Annotated in this window: 19 protein-coding genes and 1 tRNA gene; 1 reads left to right on the top strand and 19 read right to left on the bottom strand. The window is 50.1% G+C overall.

What is annotated here, in order from left to right; translation table 11 throughout:
- Positions 1-14 precede the first annotated feature (14 nt).
- The 5 genes from BRW83_RS01015 to BRW83_RS00995 all read right to left on the bottom strand — a co-directional run bounded on the left by BRW83_RS01015 (position 15) and on the right by BRW83_RS00995 (position 4,084).
- On the bottom strand, positions 15-1,541 hold the full coding sequence (locus BRW83_RS01015; protein WP_005882359.1) for a succinate CoA transferase: 1,527 nt from the start codon (positions 1,539-1,541) through the stop codon (positions 15-17).
- A gap of 415 nt (positions 1,542-1,956) precedes the next feature.
- Positions 1,957-2,032, bottom strand: a tRNA-Thr gene (locus BRW83_RS01010).
- A 23-nt stretch (positions 2,033-2,055) separates the two neighbouring features.
- Positions 2,056-2,454 (bottom strand): ClpXP protease specificity-enhancing factor, encoded by a 399-nt coding sequence (locus BRW83_RS01005; RefSeq protein ID WP_005882361.1) that lies wholly within the window; start codon positions 2,452-2,454, stop codon positions 2,056-2,058.
- 27 nt (positions 2,455-2,481) lie between these two features.
- On the bottom strand, positions 2,482-3,093 hold the full coding sequence (locus BRW83_RS01000) for a glutathione S-transferase N-terminal domain-containing protein (protein ID WP_005882364.1): 612 nt from the start codon (positions 3,091-3,093) through the stop codon (positions 2,482-2,484).
- A gap of 211 nt (positions 3,094-3,304) precedes the next feature.
- Positions 3,305-4,084 (bottom strand): Nif3-like dinuclear metal center hexameric protein, encoded by a 780-nt coding sequence (locus BRW83_RS00995; RefSeq protein WP_005882366.1) that lies wholly within the window; start codon positions 4,082-4,084, stop codon positions 3,305-3,307.
- Between the two features lie 4 nt (positions 4,085-4,088).
- Here BRW83_RS00995 and BRW83_RS00990 point away from each other — a divergent pair, with 4 nt between their 5' ends.
- Positions 4,089-5,237: a Do family serine endopeptidase gene (locus BRW83_RS00990; protein WP_005882368.1), complete on the top strand. Its 1,149-nt coding sequence runs from the start codon at positions 4,089-4,091 to the stop codon at positions 5,235-5,237.
- Between the two features lie 47 nt (positions 5,238-5,284).
- On the opposite strand, the gene BRW83_RS00985 is transcribed toward BRW83_RS00990, so the two are convergent.
- From BRW83_RS00985 to BRW83_RS00920, 14 genes are all read right to left on the bottom strand, one after another.
- A complete protein-coding gene (locus tag BRW83_RS00985) occupies positions 5,285-5,656 on the bottom strand; it encodes a histidine triad nucleotide-binding protein (RefSeq protein WP_005882370.1) in 372 nt (123 codons plus the stop codon).
- Positions 5,657-5,691: 35 nt separating this feature from the next.
- On the bottom strand, positions 5,692-6,033 hold the full coding sequence (locus BRW83_RS00980) for a phosphoribosyl-ATP diphosphatase (RefSeq protein ID WP_005882371.1): 342 nt from the start codon (positions 6,031-6,033) through the stop codon (positions 5,692-5,694).
- Positions 6,030-6,425: a phosphoribosyl-AMP cyclohydrolase gene (gene hisI, locus BRW83_RS00975; RefSeq protein WP_005882373.1), complete on the bottom strand. Its 396-nt coding sequence runs from the start codon at positions 6,423-6,425 to the stop codon at positions 6,030-6,032. Before hisI ends, BRW83_RS00980 begins: the two co-directional genes overlap by 4 nt.
- Positions 6,422-7,180 (bottom strand): imidazole glycerol phosphate synthase subunit HisF, encoded by a 759-nt coding sequence (hisF, locus tag BRW83_RS00970; RefSeq protein ID WP_005882376.1) that lies wholly within the window; start codon positions 7,178-7,180, stop codon positions 6,422-6,424. The genes hisI and hisF overlap by 4 nt, the downstream gene beginning before the upstream one ends.
- A 27-nt stretch (positions 7,181-7,207) precedes the next feature.
- A complete protein-coding gene (gene hisA / locus BRW83_RS00965) occupies positions 7,208-7,975 on the bottom strand; it encodes a 1-(5-phosphoribosyl)-5-[(5-phosphoribosylamino)methylideneamino]imidazole-4-carboxamide isomerase (RefSeq protein WP_005882378.1) in 768 nt (255 codons plus the stop codon).
- A 42-nt stretch (positions 7,976-8,017) separates the two neighbouring features.
- Positions 8,018-8,656 carry an imidazole glycerol phosphate synthase subunit HisH gene (gene hisH, locus BRW83_RS00960; protein WP_005882381.1) on the bottom strand — a complete coding sequence of 213 codons (639 nt, stop codon included), beginning with the start codon at positions 8,654-8,656 and terminating at the stop codon, positions 8,018-8,020.
- A 48-nt stretch (positions 8,657-8,704) separates the two neighbouring features.
- Positions 8,705-9,301 (bottom strand): imidazoleglycerol-phosphate dehydratase HisB, encoded by a 597-nt coding sequence (hisB, locus tag BRW83_RS00955; protein ID WP_036603307.1) that lies wholly within the window; start codon positions 9,299-9,301, stop codon positions 8,705-8,707.
- A gap of 16 nt (positions 9,302-9,317) precedes the next feature.
- A complete protein-coding gene (gene hisC, locus BRW83_RS00950) occupies positions 9,318-10,397 on the bottom strand; it encodes a histidinol-phosphate transaminase (RefSeq protein ID WP_005882385.1) in 1,080 nt (359 codons plus the stop codon).
- A gap of 38 nt (positions 10,398-10,435) precedes the next feature.
- Positions 10,436-11,752 (bottom strand): histidinol dehydrogenase, encoded by a 1,317-nt coding sequence (gene hisD, locus BRW83_RS00945; RefSeq protein WP_036603310.1) that lies wholly within the window; start codon positions 11,750-11,752, stop codon positions 10,436-10,438.
- An 8-nt stretch (positions 11,753-11,760) separates the two neighbouring features.
- Complete coding sequence (gene hisG, locus BRW83_RS00940; protein ID WP_005882389.1) at positions 11,761-12,450, bottom strand: ATP phosphoribosyltransferase; 690 nt, start codon at positions 12,448-12,450, stop codon at positions 11,761-11,763.
- Complete coding sequence (murA, locus tag BRW83_RS00935) at positions 12,447-13,700, bottom strand: UDP-N-acetylglucosamine 1-carboxyvinyltransferase (RefSeq protein ID WP_005882391.1); 1,254 nt, start codon at positions 13,698-13,700, stop codon at positions 12,447-12,449. Before murA ends, hisG begins: the two co-directional genes overlap by 4 nt.
- A gap of 78 nt (positions 13,701-13,778) precedes the next feature.
- Complete coding sequence (locus tag BRW83_RS00930) at positions 13,779-14,540, bottom strand: ABC transporter permease (protein ID WP_005882393.1); 762 nt, start codon at positions 14,538-14,540, stop codon at positions 13,779-13,781.
- Between the two features lies 1 nt (position 14,541).
- Positions 14,542-15,456, bottom strand: coding sequence for an ABC transporter ATP-binding protein (locus BRW83_RS00925; protein ID WP_005882395.1), 915 nt, complete (start codon positions 15,454-15,456; stop codon positions 14,542-14,544).
- A gap of 85 nt (positions 15,457-15,541) precedes the next feature.
- Positions 15,542-15,802 carry an STAS domain-containing protein gene (locus BRW83_RS00920; RefSeq protein WP_005882397.1) on the bottom strand — a complete coding sequence of 87 codons (261 nt, stop codon included), beginning with the start codon at positions 15,800-15,802 and terminating at the stop codon, positions 15,542-15,544.
- Between the last annotated feature and the right edge of the window lie 13 nt (positions 15,803-15,815).

The raw sequence follows: 15,815 nt of genomic DNA, 5'->3' as shown, positions 1-15,815 counted from the left end.
GACCCCGGACCCTCTTAGGCAACTTGAGTAAGCTTGACTTCGTCTTTCATGGAACCGGTTTCATAAAGACGCTGGTGCCATGACAATGCTTTTTCCAGAACGTGGGGTGTCTGGCCGCCACGCAGATTGGCTTCTGCTACATATTCCTGCAGCATGGTCTTGTACTCGCCCTGTACGCAATTATTGATAATTGCCTGGGCACGTTCACGTGGAGCCAGTCCACGCAAATCGGCGAGACCGACTTCGGTAACCAGAATGTCCACATCGTGTTCGGTATGATCGACATGCGGTACCATCGGCACGATACTGGAAATCAGACCATCTTTGGCGACTGATTTGGTGACGAAAATAGCAGTATGGGCATTGTGGGTAAAGTCACCGGAACCACCGATACCGTTCATCATGTGCGTTCCCATGACATGGGTCGAATTGACGTGACCGTAAATGTCGACTTCAAGCGCGGTATTGATGGTGATCAGGCCAAGACGCTGAACGACTTCGGGGTGGTTCGAAATCCGTTGTGGACGAAGCAGGATATGGTCTTTGTATTTTGCGAAATTTCCGAATACTTCCCGGCTTTTCTGGTCTGACAGGGTAATGGCGGTTGCTGCCGCAAAATCCATCATGCCTGCATCGATCAACTCGAAAGTCGAATCCTGCATGACTTCCGAATACATGGTCAGATGTTTGAACGGCCCGGTTTTCAGACCGGACATAACAGCGTTGGCGATAGTGCCAATGCCAGCCTGCAATGGACGCAGGCTTTCCGTCAGGCGACCCTGTTTGATTTCATTCTTGAAAAATTCGATCAGATGTCCTGCGATCTGCGCTGTTTCAGCATCAGGTGGCAAGTTCTGGGATGGTGTATCCATTTCGTCTGTAATGACGATGGCTGCGATTTTTTCAGGTGGAATGCGAATGCCGATTGAGCCTGCCCGATCGCTTGGCTTCATGATATTGATAGGGACGGCAGTCGGAAAATGGGTAGCACAGTATATGTCGTGTGCACCTTCCATTTCCAGAGGATAGCTGAGGTTAAGCTCGATAATGACCTTGTCCGCTGTTTCCGCAAAGATTTCATTGTTGCCTACGGAAGCAGTTGGAATGATTTCGCCGTTTTCTGTAATGGAAACGGCTTCGAGAATGGCAACGTCAACTTTTTTAACCTGTTGTTTGCGAAGCTGTTCACCGGTTTCCGACAGGTGATTGTCGACATACATGACTTCACCGCGGTTGATGGCATTGCGCAAGGTACGATCAGTCTGGAACGGTGCGCGTTTGGACATGATGCCGGCATTGGCCATGGCACTGTCAACATCGTTACCCAGTGATGCACCTGTGACGACCGAAATTTTTAGAGGATGTGTCGCAGCTCGTTTGACGATGGCATGGGGTACGCTTTTTACAGAACCGGCTAGCGTAAAACCGCTCATACCCACCTTCATGCCGTCCTTGATATATTCAGCGGCGGCTTCCGGGCTTGTCACCTTTTCTCTTAATTCAGGCAAACGAATGCGTTTTTGCAAAACATCAGTATTCATGGCACTTTGTTCAGATAAGATTAATACTCTGTAAACCCCTGATATTTCAGGGCGTGGCCTCGATTTGAAAACCGGCGGCGTTCAGGTCGTCGGTTTTGCTTAATTCAATAACAGTCAATCCAGGTAAACGCGAGCATCTGAACTTCTGGCAAACCTGATCGCATGAGCGACGTGAAAATTCCAGAAGCTGAAATCGCCGAAGTATAACACCGGATTTTAAAAATACATAATATAGCAATAAGAAAATCTATAGGAATATGATTTTTTTATCACAACAAATAAAACGGCACTTATAACTTCAAATGATTGGTCTAGTTGTCTGATACTTCTCAGGAAATATAAAAGAACAGCTGATCTGGTAGCAAGTAATATCTCGTTTCAATATCAAATCGGTACCGCTGGGACTGCAGAAAAGTGGTGCCGGCTGCAGGACTTGAACCCGCCACCCCATGATTACAAATCATGTGCTCTACCAGATGAGCTAAGCCGGCACTTGAAAAACGATTATTCTACATTATTTAATTCTGGTTAAGGTAGCTTGTTTCGGTTTTTTTGTTGGTTCTTTATCCGTTTCCGGGGGCGTCTCGAATTCCGGTTGCGTTTGTGTCATTTCAAAAGCCATTCCCTGTCCATTTTCACTGGCGTAAATGGCGATGACATTGGCGACAGGGATATAGATATCCTGAGGCACTCCGCCGAAACGGGCCCTGAACTGGACAGCGGTATTATCCATTTTCAGGCCATTCGTCGCTTCGTAACTGACATTCAGTACAATCTGGCCATCACGGACAAACTGTATCGGAACCTTGACCGAAGGGGTAACCTGCACCGCAATGTAGGGTGTGAAACCACTGTCCATGCACCATTCATGGATTGCCCGAAGCATGTATGGCTTGGTCGAAATTTCTGCCATGGTACCCTCCTTTTTTGTATGAACAGCTTATCTCCGCATGACTTTTTCCGGAGGAGTCAACGCTTCAATGTAGGCTGGACGGGAGAAAACGCGTTCAGCGTATTTCATCAATGGAGCGGCGGTTTTCGACAACTCGATGCCGTAGTAGTCCAGACGCCAGAGCAAGGGTGCCAGCGCGACATCCAGCATCGAAAATTCATCGCCGAGAACATATTTGCTTTTCTGGAACAATGGAGACAGGGCTGTCAGATAATCCCTGATCTGGACACGGGCTTTTTCATGATTGGCCGCCGCATTGTCGGATTTGTCGTTTTCCAGCGTGTTGACGTGAACGAACAATTCTTTTTCACAGTTGAAAAGCATCAGGCGGGCTCTGGCACGCATCAATGGGTCGGCAGGCATCAGCTGCGGATGAGGAAAGCGTTCATCAATATATTCGTTGATGATATTGGATTCATAGAGGATGAGTTCCCGTTCAACCAGAATGGGGACTTGTCCATATGGATTCATGGCCGATATTTCTTCTGGCTTGTTGAAGAGGTCGATATCCCTGATCTCAAAATCCATTCCCTTTTCGAAGAGGACAAACCGGCAACGTTGCGAGAAAGGACAAGTTGTTCCTGAATAGAGAACCATCATGGTTGTTGTTCCTTTAAATCAGAAGAAAAAACGTGTAAATGAATGCATTAAAGGGTGCAAATGAAGCCTTTAGGATAAAGAGTTCGTCAGTTCCGGAAACATCTTCGGATAAAAAGGGCTAAATTGGCAGTGCGCAAAAATGACTAATAACTGCGTATTATAAAGAAGTGAAACACGCATTTAAAGCCTTGGCGTTTTTTTGACTGCCCAATCAGACCGGATTGTCGATTTCAACGAATTGATGGTGAATGCCAAAGCGTTCAGCCAGCAGGGTTCCAAGTGCATTGATGCCATAACGTTCCGTGGCATGGTGACCACACGCCAGATAGGCAATGCCATATTCACGCGCCTCGTGTACGGTTCTCTCGGACACTTCCCCGCTCAAAAATACGCTCGCATTATTCATGGCGGCATCCGGCAGCAAGTCCTGTGCCGCGCCGGTGCACCATCCGATCGTTTCCAGTTTCTGTTGCGGATTTCCGACCAGAAGCGGTTTCCTGTTCAGGCGTTTTTCAATCATGTCCGCCAGTTCGCCGACAGTGGTGATGCCCGGATTCATCATTTGACCGAGCCATCCGAGATCGTTTTCCCCGAACCGTCCGGTTGGCCTGAAGTCCAGAACCTTTGCGAGTTGAACATTATTGCCCAATTCGGGGTGGCAATCGAGCGGAAGGTGGTAGGCTATCAAATTGATATTGTTTTGCAGAAGCAACCTGATCCTTTTTTGTTTCGGACCGACGATACATTCGTTTTCATTTCGCCAGAAGTAACCGTGATGCACCAGAAGCGTGTCGGCATGCAGGTCAATGGCCGCTTCAATCAGGGCCAAACTTGCAGTTACGCCACTGACTATGGAAGAAATGTCGGGCTGGCCTTCCACTTGCATGCCATTTGGACAATAATCACGAATAAGTGAAATTTTTAATTCATCGGCCAGAAATTTAAGGACCTCGTTTCTGTCTACCGTTTTTTGAACTTTTTTTTCATTCATCATTATGCGACGTCTCTGGCTGTTGTTTGCCCAAACTATAACAGTTTGTCTCGCCCTCTGGTTTATTGTGGCGACACTGAAACCCGATTGGCTGGATCTGAACCGCAAGGCATTGACTCCTGATCTGAAAGCCAGTTCCGAGGTCGTCCCTGCGCAATCATCCTATCGTGAAGCGGTTTCGCGCGCGATGCCTGCGGTCGTCAATATTTACACGACCAAGGAAGTCAGGCAACCCCAGAGCCCGCTTCTGGACGATCCTTTCCTGAGACGCTTTTTCGGGGAGCGGTTTGGCGATACGGAAAAACAGATGAGCCTTGGTTCCGGTGTCGTGGTGAGCCATGACGGTTATATCATGACCAACAATCACGTCGTTGAAACGGCAGACCAGATCGAGGTGGCATTCGAAGATGGCAGAAAGGCGCCTGCCAAGCTGGTCGGTACCGATCCGGACACGGATCTGGCCGTCATCAAGATTGATATGCCCAACCTGCCTGCCATTGCTTTCGCTGACGTCGACAAGGCAAAGGTGGGTGATGTGGTTCTGGCAATCGGCAATCCTTTCGGTGTTGGCCAGACCGTGACGATGGGGATCATTTCAGCCCTTGGTCGAAGCCAGCTTGGTATCAACATTTATGAAAACTTCATCCAGACCGATGCCGCCATCAATCCCGGTAATTCGGGGGGAGCACTGATCGATACCAGCGGCAATCTGCTGGGTATCAATTCGGCCATTTATTCCCGTAGCGGTGGTTCGCTGGGTATTGGTTTCGCCATTCCTGTCTCAACCGTCAAAATGGTCATGGATGCGATTATCAGCAAGGGACAGGTCGTCCGTGGATGGATCGGGGTCGAACCGCGGGATATCACGCCTGAACTGGCTGACAATCTGGGACTTCCCAAAAAGGACGGCGTGATTATCGCGGCAGTATTGAAGAACGGTCCCGCTGACAAGTCAGGCATCCGACCAGGCGATATCCTGATTTCGATTGCAGACAAGCCGATTTCGAATATGGCTGAAATGTTTAACCTGATCGCCCAGTTGCAACCCGGAAGCCAGACGGACATGATCGTTCTGAGGGACAACAAGGAAGTCAAGATAAATGTGGGAGTTGGAAAACGGCCACTGAAAAAACGGCAGGAAACAGATGAATAAAGATGAATAAAAGAAAGGCATCGTGAAGATGCCTTTCTTTTTGATGTCTAGTGGGGAATTTTCCAGGGACGGGGACCACCCATCAAATGGATGTGCATGTGGTAGACATCCTGCTTGCCGTCCGGGCCGGTATTGACGACGACGCGGAACCCTCCTTCCGGCGAGCCCTCTTCTGCTCCTGTCACGGCAATTCCCTGTTCTTTGGCCAGTTTCGGAATCAGCGCCATCATTTCACCAAGCAATGCGGCGTCGCTGTCCTCGCAATGCGAGAGAGTCGGAATGTGCTTTTTGGGGATGATCAGCAAATGGACGGGAGCGGCGGGATGGATATCCTTGAAGACCTTGATTCGCTCGTTTTCAAAAACAGTGGTCGATGGTATGTCGTTAGCGACGATCTTGCAGAAAATACAGTCATCCATGACTTTTTCCCCTCAAAAGTTTTTCGTTTTCAGTATCAGGATTGCTTGCGGGACGCTTTTTCCTCAATTCCCGAGAGGCCTTCGCGTCTTGCCAGTTCCTTCAGTACGTCATCGGCAGTCAAACCGTATTGAGCCAGCATAACCATACTGTGAAACCACAGGTCGGCACATTCATAAACCAGTTTTGAAGCGGGCATGTTGTTGCGGACGTCTTTGGCGGCCATAACCGTTTCGGTCGCTTCCTCGCCGACTTTTTTCAGGATGGCATCATCTCCTTTGGCGAACAGCTTGCTGACGTAGGATTTTTCAGGATCACCGCCATTGGATAATTTGCGGGATTCGATGACGGCGGTCAGCCGTTCAAGTATATCGTTCATTTATAAATTTCCGATGGGTCTTTCAATACAGGATCGACAGCTTTCCATTCGACTTTGTCTGATTTTTGCAGCTGCTGGTAAAAGCAGGAATGCCTGCCGGTATGACAGGCCAGCCCTTTTTGTTCAACCAGATAAATCAGTGCATCGTTGTCACAATCGAGACGGATATCGACGATTTTCTGGATATGTCCGGATTCCTCGCCCTTGTGCCAGAGCTTCTGGCGCGACCGGCTCCAGTACACCGCCTCTCCACACTCGACGGTTTTTGCAAGCGCTTCGCGATTGATCCAGGCGAGCGTCAATACGTCACGCGTAGAAGCTTCCTGAGTGATGACGGGAATCAGCCCCTGTTCGTTCCATTCAATGGTATCGAGCCAGTCTGTGTTTTTCATAAGCGTACCGGAATATTTCGTTCTGACATGAATTTTTTGGCTTGCTGAACCGTGTATTCGCCATAATGGAAAATACTGGCAGCCAGCACGGCATCCGCGTGCCCTTCCTGCACGCCGTCAGCCAGATGCTGCAAATTGCCGACACCACCGGAAGCGATAACGGGGATGTTGACGGCATCCGAAACGGCCCGGGTCAATTCAAGATCGAATCCGCTCTTGGTTCCATCCTTGTCCATGCTGGTCAGCAGGATTTCGCCTGCCCCGAGCTGTGCCATTTTTTTCGCCCATTCGATTACTTCCAGACCGGTTGCGTTACGGCCGCCATGCGTGAAGATTTCCCAGCGACCCGGCGAGACCTGTTTGGCATCGATGGCAACGACAATGCATTGCGATCCATAGCGTGAAGAGGCATCGGCGACGAGCTGGGGATTGGTTACGGCCGACGTATTGATGCTGACCTTGTCCGCCCCGGCATTCAACAATCTTCTCACATCCTCAACAGTGCGAACACCGCCACCGACGGTCAGCGGGATGAAAACCTGTGAGGAAACGTCTTCGATGATATTTAAAATCAGGTCCCTCTGGTCGCTTGAAGCGGTGATGTCCAGAAAGGTCAGCTCATCCGCTCCCTGATCGTTGTACCGGCGGGCGATTTCAACGGGATCGCCTGCGTCTTTCAGTTCGACAAAGTTGACGCCCTTGACGACCCGACCCGCGGTCACATCGAGGCAGGGGATGATTCTTTTGGTAAGCATAAATTCAGTAATCCCGTTAGTGGCGATTCAGTCCCCGGACAATTCGTCTGCTCTGGCTTGGGCTTCTTCCAGATTCAGGGTGCCTTCGTAAATGGAACGTCCGCATATCACGCCTTCAATGCCTTCGCCCTGAACTTCACAAAGGGCTTCGACGTCCTTGATGTTGTGGACGCCGCCAGAGGCGATGACAGGCACTTTTACTGCACGGGCCAGTTTGACGGTCGCCTCGACATTAACGCCACCCATCATGCCGTCACGTCCGATATCGGTATAAATGATGGATTCAACACCGAAACTTTCATATTTTTTGGCCAGTTCGACCACATCGTGTCTGGAGAGTTTGCTCCAGCCGTCCGTGGCGACCTTGCCGTCTTTTGCATCCAGCCCGACGATGATCTGACCCGGAAAGACGCTGCAGGCATCCTGCAAAAACCCCGGATTCTTGACGGCTGCCGTTCCGATGATGATGTAAGACAGACCGTGGTCAAGATAACGTTCAATGGTGTCGAGATCGCGAATGCCACCACCCAGCTGCACGGGGATTTCGTCCAGATCGTTATCTTCCGCAAAATCCTGCACTACCTGAAGAATGTTTTTGACGGCAGACTCATTGACAGGCTTGCCTGCGAAAGCGCCGTTCAGGTCAACCAAATGAAGCCGTCTTGCGCCCTGTTCAAGCCAGTGCAATGCCATTTCAGCCGGATCTTCCGAAAATACAGTGGCCTGTTCCATATCGCCCTGTTTCAGGCGGACGCAGGAACCATCTTTCAAATCAATAGCGGGAATAAGCAACATGATTAAACGAAAATCAATTGAGGTTAGGGGTTGATAATATTGTCAGGGATTCCAGTGTATGAAATTTTTGTACAGTTGCAAACCGACATCTGCACTTTTTTCCGGATGGAATTGTGTTGCGAAAATATTGTCGCATGCGATGGCGCTACAAAATGGCGTGCCATATTCCGTTTCGCCGACCATATGTCTGGCATGTTCCGGAACGGCGTAAAAACTGTGGACGAAATAAAAGAAACTCTTGTCGGCAATACCGTTCCATAAGGGGTGAGGCTGATTTTGACGAACCTGATTCCATCCCATCTGGGGTACCTTGTAGCGCGATCCATCTTCCTGACGCTGGCTGTCGAGCTGAAAACGGATGACCTTGCCGGGCAACAGGCCCAGTCCTTTGGTATCGCCTTCCTCGCTCCAGTCAAAAAGCATCTGTTCACCGACGCAGACGCCGAATATCGGTTTGCTGCGAGCGCTTTCCATCAGCGCATCTTTCAGGCCGGATTCTTCCAGTGACTTCATGCAGTCCGGCATCGCGCCCTGACCGGGCAACACGATACGTTCCGCCTGTTTCAGGTCGGCTATCTCGCCGGATATGAGAACCTCGGCTTCGGGCGCAACGGCACGGAGTGCCTGGGCCACCGAACGGAGATTACCCATACCGTAATCGACAACAACTATTTTTTTCATATGGATAAATAATCAGAATTCAAGCGTTGAGCACATTCCGGGGGCCGGTTACAGTGTTCCTTTTGTGGACGGAATCGTACCGGCCGCTCTCGGGTCCTGCTCGGCTGCCATACGCAATGCGCGACCGAATGCCTTGAAAACGGTTTCACACTGGTGATGCGCGTTTTCGCCACGGAGATTGTCGATATGCAGCGATATTTTTGCGTGATTGACGAGTCCCTGAAAAAATTCACGAACCAGATCCAGATCGAACGTGCCGGACGTGGCACGCACAAATGGAACTTGAAATTCCAGATAAGGGCGTCCCGAGAAATCGATCACGACTCTGGACAGGGATTCATCAAGCGGAACGTAAGCATGGCCGTAACGGCGGATACCGCTCTTGTTGCCGATGGCCTGTGCCAAAGCCTGTCCGATGGCGATACCGATATCCTCAACCGTGTGATGGGCGTCGATCTGCAAATCGCCATCAGCCTCGACTTCGAGGTCGATCAGACCATGTCTGGCGATCTGGTCCAGCATGTGATCGAGAAATGGGATGCCGGTCGCGAGTTTTTGCCGGCCGGAGCCGTCCAGATTGATAACGACCCTGATTTTCGTTTCATTCGTATTCCGGACGATTTCTGCTGTTCGGGATGCTGACATAATGAGGCCCAGTTGATTATTGGATACAGGCACTAAACCTGTCTAAAAATACTTTGTTCTCCTCTGGAGAACTGACGGTAATGCGCAGACAGTTCGCAAGCAATGCATGCATTTTACCGATATTTTTGATTAATACCTTATGTGAGACCAATTTTTCGAAGACTTGATCCGCATTTTGTAGCCGAATCGTTAAAAAGTTGGCTCTGGACGGAAACACTTCAATTCCCGGAAGCCTTTTCAGGGCAAGTGCCAGTTTTTCACGTTCCGAACGGATGACTTCCGCCTGTTTGTTGAAGACGTCGATATGGTCCATGGCAAATTCGGCAGTGGCTTCCGTCAATACATTGACGTTGTACGGTGGTCGCACCTTGTCGAATTCGGCCAGCAATTCCGGTCTTGCCGACATATAGCCCAGACGGATACCGGCCAGACCCAGCTTTGATACGGTTCTCATCACGAGCAGATTGGGGAATTCCGGCAACCGGTTCATGAAACTGGCTTCGGCGAATGGCTGATAGGCTTCGTCGCTGATGACAAGACCGATATTTTCCATTGCCCTGATGATGCTGACGATTTCGTCATCCGTAAACAGGGTGCCTGTCGGATTGTGCGGATTGGCAAGATACACGACGGCCGGACGTTCTTTTTTGATGGCGGCAAGCATGGCGTCCAGATCCAGTGTCAGATCGGCTTTCAGCGGAACCCCAACGAATTCCATTCCGGCAATCTGGGCGGACAAGGCATACATGACAAAACTGGGAACGGGAGCCAGAATTTTGGCCGGTTTGTCTTTTCGTGCACAAGCCAGTGCAATGATCGAAATCAGTTCGTCGGAACCATTGCCAAGCACAACGTCATATCCCTCCGGAATACCCATGTGCTGGCGTATTTTGGCCTTGAGGCTCCGATAGGAAGGCACCGGATAACGGTTCAATGCGACTTCAGCCAGTACACTTCCCAGCCTGGCTTTCAGATTGTCCGGCAACGGGAAAGGGTTTTCCATTGCGTCGAGTTTCAAAAAGCCGTTTGAATCCGGAACCGGATAAGCCGACATTTCCCTGACGTCAGGGCGAATAATTTCTTCAATCAAAGACATAATCAAAGCGTTCGCTTTCGGTAATTTCTTTATGGACGTTAATTTTTAAGTCTGAATCCGGCACTCTTTGCATGTGCTTCCAGTCCTTCGCCGGTTGCCAGTTCGACGGCGATTTTACCCAATGTTTGCGCCCCTTTTTCGCTGACACAAATCAGGCTGGAACGCTTCTGGAAATCATAAACACCCAATGGGGATGAGAAACGGGCCGTACGTGAAGTCGGCAGGACGTGATTCGGCCCGGCACAATAGTCGCCAAGCGCTTCGGATGTAAAACGTCCAAGGAAAATGGAACCGGCATGACGGATCAGTTTTTCCCACTTCTCGGGATTTTCAGCCGAAATTTCCAGATGTTCTGGCGCGATGCTGTTGGCGATTTCGCAGGCCTCTTCCATGTTCTTGACATGAATCATCGCAGCGCGTTTGGACAGCGACGTGGTGATGATATCCTTGCGGATCATGTTCGGCAGGAGTTTCTGGATGCTTTCATTAACCTGATCCAGATAAGCGGCATCAGGACAAATGAGAATGGATTGCGCCATTTCATCGTGCTCGGCCTGTGAGAACAGATCCATCGCTATCCAGTCAGGATTCGTTTTGCCATCGCAGATGACCAGAATTTCGGAAGGCCCGGCAATCATGTCGATACCGACCGTCCCGAAAACACGGCGTTTGGCAGCGGCAACGTAAGCGTTGCCCGGCCCGACGATCTTGTCGACGGATGGAATCGTTTCGGTTCCATAAGCCAGTGCGCCGATAGCCTGTGCACCACCGATCGTGAAAACCCGGGTGACACCGGACAGGGCCGCTGCTGCCAGAACGAGTTCGTTTCTGGCGCCGTCCGGAGTCGGAACGACCATAACGATTTCCTTCACACCGGCAACTTGTGCCGGAATGGCGTTCATCAGCACGGATGAAGGATAAGCCGCTTTTCCTCCAGGGACATAAATGCCGACGCTGTCTAACGGAGTAACTTTTTGGCCGAGAGAAGTGCCGTCTTCATCGGTAAACGAATAACCGTCACTGCCGCAGGATTTCTTCTGGTGTTCGTGATAGATCCGGACCCGTTCCGCAGCCACTTCCAGTGCCTTGCGACGTTCAGGTGCCAGCGAAGCCAGTGCCGCTTCACATTCTTCTCTGGAAATTTCCAGTTCGGCACCCGAACCCAGCGCGAGCCGGTCAAAGCGTTTCGTATATTCCAGAACAGCCTTGTCGCCGTTTTCCCTAACGTCATTCAAAACGTTGGCGACAACAGTATTGATGGATTCGTCTTCCCTGGCTTCGAATGCCAGAACACCGGAAAGCTGTTTGGCGAAATCGGAGTCAGTAGTCGATAACTTGCGAATTTGAACAGTCATATGGGCACTCACACAGTTTGTTGGTCAGGTTCAGGTTCGGCTGAGGCAGCCTTGAATGCATCCAGTATAGGCTGTAACATCTGACGTTTCAATTTAAGAGACGCCTGATTGACGATCAGGCGGGACGTGATTTCCTGAATCTGTTCGACTTCGACCAAATTGTTGGCTTTCAGGGTGTTGCCCGTGCTGACCAGATCGACGATAACGTCGGACAAGCCTACCAGTGGAGCCAGTTCCATGGAACCGTACAGCTTGATGATATCGACGTGGATGCCTTTTTTCGCGAAGTGTTCCCTTGCAGCCTGAACATATTTGCTGGCGACTCTTAAACGCATGCCCTGCCGGATGGCGTTTTCATAATCGAAGCCGTTTCGGACAGCAACTGACAGACGGCATTTGGCGATCTGTAAATCAATCGGCTGATAAAGGCCCGTATTGCCGTTTTCCTGCAATACGTCCTTGCCGGCGACGCCGAAGTCAGCCGCGCCGTACTGGACATAAGTCGGAACGTCGGTTGCACGGACGATGATCACGCGAACCTGTGGCTTGTTCGTCGGCAGTATCAGTTTTCTGGACGTTTCGGGATCTTCCAGAACGGTGATGCCGGCTTCTTTCAGAAGCGGTATCGTTTCCTCGAAAATTCTTCCCTTTGACAACGCAAGAATCAATTCCTGCGGTTTCACTTCGGTCTGGTTCATTCTTTGACTCTTTTAATATTGGCGCCGACTGCCGTCAGCTTGACTTCCATTTGATCGTATCCACGGTCGAGATGATAGATACGATTGACGTGCGTTTCTCCCTGTGCTGCTAAGCCGGCGATGACGAGCGAGGCGGATGCCCTTAAATCCGTTGCCATGACCGGTGCACCGACCAGCTTGCCCACGCCGGTGATGAACGCGGTATTGCCTTCCGTCTTGATTCTCGCGCCGAGACGGTTCAACTCCTGAACGTGCATGAAACGGTTTTCGAAAATCGTTTCAATCACATGGCTTGCATCCTCGGCAAGACAGTTGACGGCCATGAACTGGGCCTGCATATCCGTCGGGAATCCCGGGTATTCAGTCGTTCTGAAATTGACGCCTTTGGGGCGCTGGTTCATTTTAATATGTATCCAGTCGGTGCCGGACGCAATCTCTGCACCCATTTCACGAATCTTGTTCAAAGCGGATTCGAGTATATTATCGCGCGTTTTCGTCAATGTGACATCGCCGCCTGTTGCGGCAACGGCGCAAAGGAAGGTTCCGGTCTCGATCCTGTCCGGAATGACTTCATGTTTTGCACCGTGCAAACGGTCGACGCCATGAATGACAAGGCGATCCGTACCGATGCCTTCGATTTTCGCGCCCATCTTGATCAGCAAAAGGGCCAGATCGGTCACTTCCGGTTCGCGTGCAGCATTCTTGATGATGGTTTCGCCTTCGGCAAGAGTGGCTGCCATCAGAAGGTTTTCCGTGCCGGTCACGGTAATCATATCGGTGACGATACGGGTGCCTTTCAGCTTTTTCGCCCTGGCCAGAATATAACCACCCTCGATTTGCACTTCCGCACCCAGAGCGCGCAAACCTTTGATGTGCTGTTCAACCGGACGGGAACCGATGGCGCAACCGCCGGGCAGCGAAACCTTGGCTTCGCCGAAACGGGCAACCAGCGGACATAAGACCAGAATGGCCGCCCTCATGGTCTTGACCATTTCGTACGGCGCATAGAAATTGTTGACGGCACTGCCGTTCAGAATCAGTTTGTCGTCTTCCTTTCGAATCCTGACACCCATCTGTTCAAGAAGATTCAGCATGGTCTGAACGTCTTTCAGCTCAGGGACATTCGTGAGTTCGATATCGTCAGAAGTAAGAAGACTGGTGCAGAGAATAGGCAAGGCAGCGTTTTTTGCGCCCGAGATCGCGATCTCGCCTTCGAGGCGATAGCCGCCGTTAATGATTAATTTGTCCATTTAAATGATTCTTGATTTTCGATGTCCATTCCGGCGTGGAATAACACCAGTTACACCCGATATACAATTCAAAAAACGCTAAAAGCGCAATTTATATCCTTTTTGCAATAAATGCACGGCTAAAAACGCTAAAAATACAAAAAATATACTCACAATGATCAGGCTTGTCAGCGGATTGATGTCCGAATGCCCGAAAAAGCCGTATCTGAAACCGTCAACCATATAAAAGAACGGGTTGAATTCGGAAATCCTTTGCCAGACCGGGGGCAGCGTGTGAATGGAATAGAATACACCTGAAAGAAATGTCGCAGGCATAATCAGGAAATTCTGGAAAGTGGCCAGCTGTTCATATTTGTCCGCCCAGATACCGGCAATAATACCCATCGTTCCCAATATGGCCGAGCCCAAAAGGGCGAAAAGGACAATCCAGAGCGGTGAATAAAAGGAGGGTTGTGCAAACCAGATGGTTACCACGAATACGCCGATTCCGACCACAAGTCCTCTCACGATAGAGGCAAGCATATAGGCGAGATACAGTTCCCAGTGCGAGATGGGCGAAAGCAGTATGAAGACCAGACTGCCGTTGATTTTCGACTGGATCAGGGAAGACGACGAATTCGCAAAGGAATTCTGGAGCAGGCTCATCATGACCAGACCGGGAACCAGAAAAGCCGTATAACCGACTCCAGGATAAACCTGCACATAGTCTTCAAGAGCATGTCCGAAAATCAGCAGATACAGTAATGCGGTCAGGACAGGCGCAGTAATGGTCTGGGTCGCGACTTTCCAGAAACGCAAAATTTCCTTGTAAAACAGGGTTCGAAAAGTGGTAGCCAGCACGTCAGTTTCCCGATGTATCCATCAATTGCAAAAATACGTCTTCCAGATCAGCCTGCCTGAATTGCAGATCGGAAATGACAATGTCGTGTTTTCTGAGCTCGGACAGAATTTCTTCAATGTCTGAATAGTGATTGATACGCAAAGTCCACGTTTTCGAGCCCGGCGATATATCGCACTGCGAAACAAAAGTCTTCAGACTGTCCGGCAATTCATGATCATCCAGCTTGAATATCAGTTTTGATTCTGAAATGCGATGCAGCAGTGCTTCTGTAGTATCCAGAGCCACCACTTTGCCGCTTTTCATCATCGCGATCCTGTCGCACCATGTCTGGGCTTCTTCAAGATAATGTGTCGTCAGGACAATGGTATGCCCTTCACGATTCAGACGCCCTATGAATTGCCACAGCGTCTGGCGCAATTCGACATCGACTCCGGCCGTCGGTTCATCCAGAACAATGACCGGTGGTTTGTGTACCAGCGCCTGTGCTACCAGAACACGACGTTTCATCCCCCCCGACAGGGCCCTCATGTTCGTGTCTGCCTTGTCACTCAAATCCAGATTGGAAATGACTTCATCGATCCAGTCGTCATTGTTTTTCAGCCCGAAATAACCGGATTGCAGCCGCAAGGTTTCCCTGACGGTAAAAAACGGGTCGAAAACCAGTTCCTGCGGGACGACTCCGAGGCTTTTTCGTGCTGCCTGATAATCCATGACCACGTCATGACCCAATATGGTGACATTTCCCGTGTCGGCTTTCACCAGACCGGCCATGATGGAAATCAGGGTTGTTTTTCCGGCGCCGTTCGGGCCGAGCAGACCGAAGAACTCTCCTTCTTCAATAGAAAATGTAACGTCCTTCAATGCCTGCAAGGAACGATAACATTTACTGATGTGGCGGATATCGATAGCGCTCATACGGAAACATCAAAAGAGAAAGAACGTATCTGTCTGAAAAACATATTCAGGATTGACCGAAAGGCAGTCTTGAATGACGCCGGGATTATGACAGGGCCAACAGCTCGGATACTCCGTAAAGGGATGCCAGACTGATCAGGCTTTCAGGAGTATTTATGAATCGGAGGTGCAGCTTGTTTTGTCTTGCCGTCTTTTGCCAGGCCAGTAATACCGCAACGCTTGCAGAATCGACCTGTTCGAGTTTTGAAAGGTCGCATTCATGTTCACCATTCGCAATGGCTTTCAATCCTTCTTCAAGGATTTGTTTGGCATTGAGAAAGTTCAATGTTGAAACGGTAAAAGACATGAATACGACCAGA

The sequence above is a fragment of the Oxalobacter formigenes genome, assembly GCF_002127965.1.
In the GTDB taxonomy this organism is placed as follows: domain Bacteria; phylum Pseudomonadota; class Gammaproteobacteria; order Burkholderiales; family Burkholderiaceae_D; genus Oxalobacter; species Oxalobacter formigenes.
Note: the sequence above shows the minus strand (reverse complement) of the source record. Positions and strands in the feature narration are given on the sequence as shown.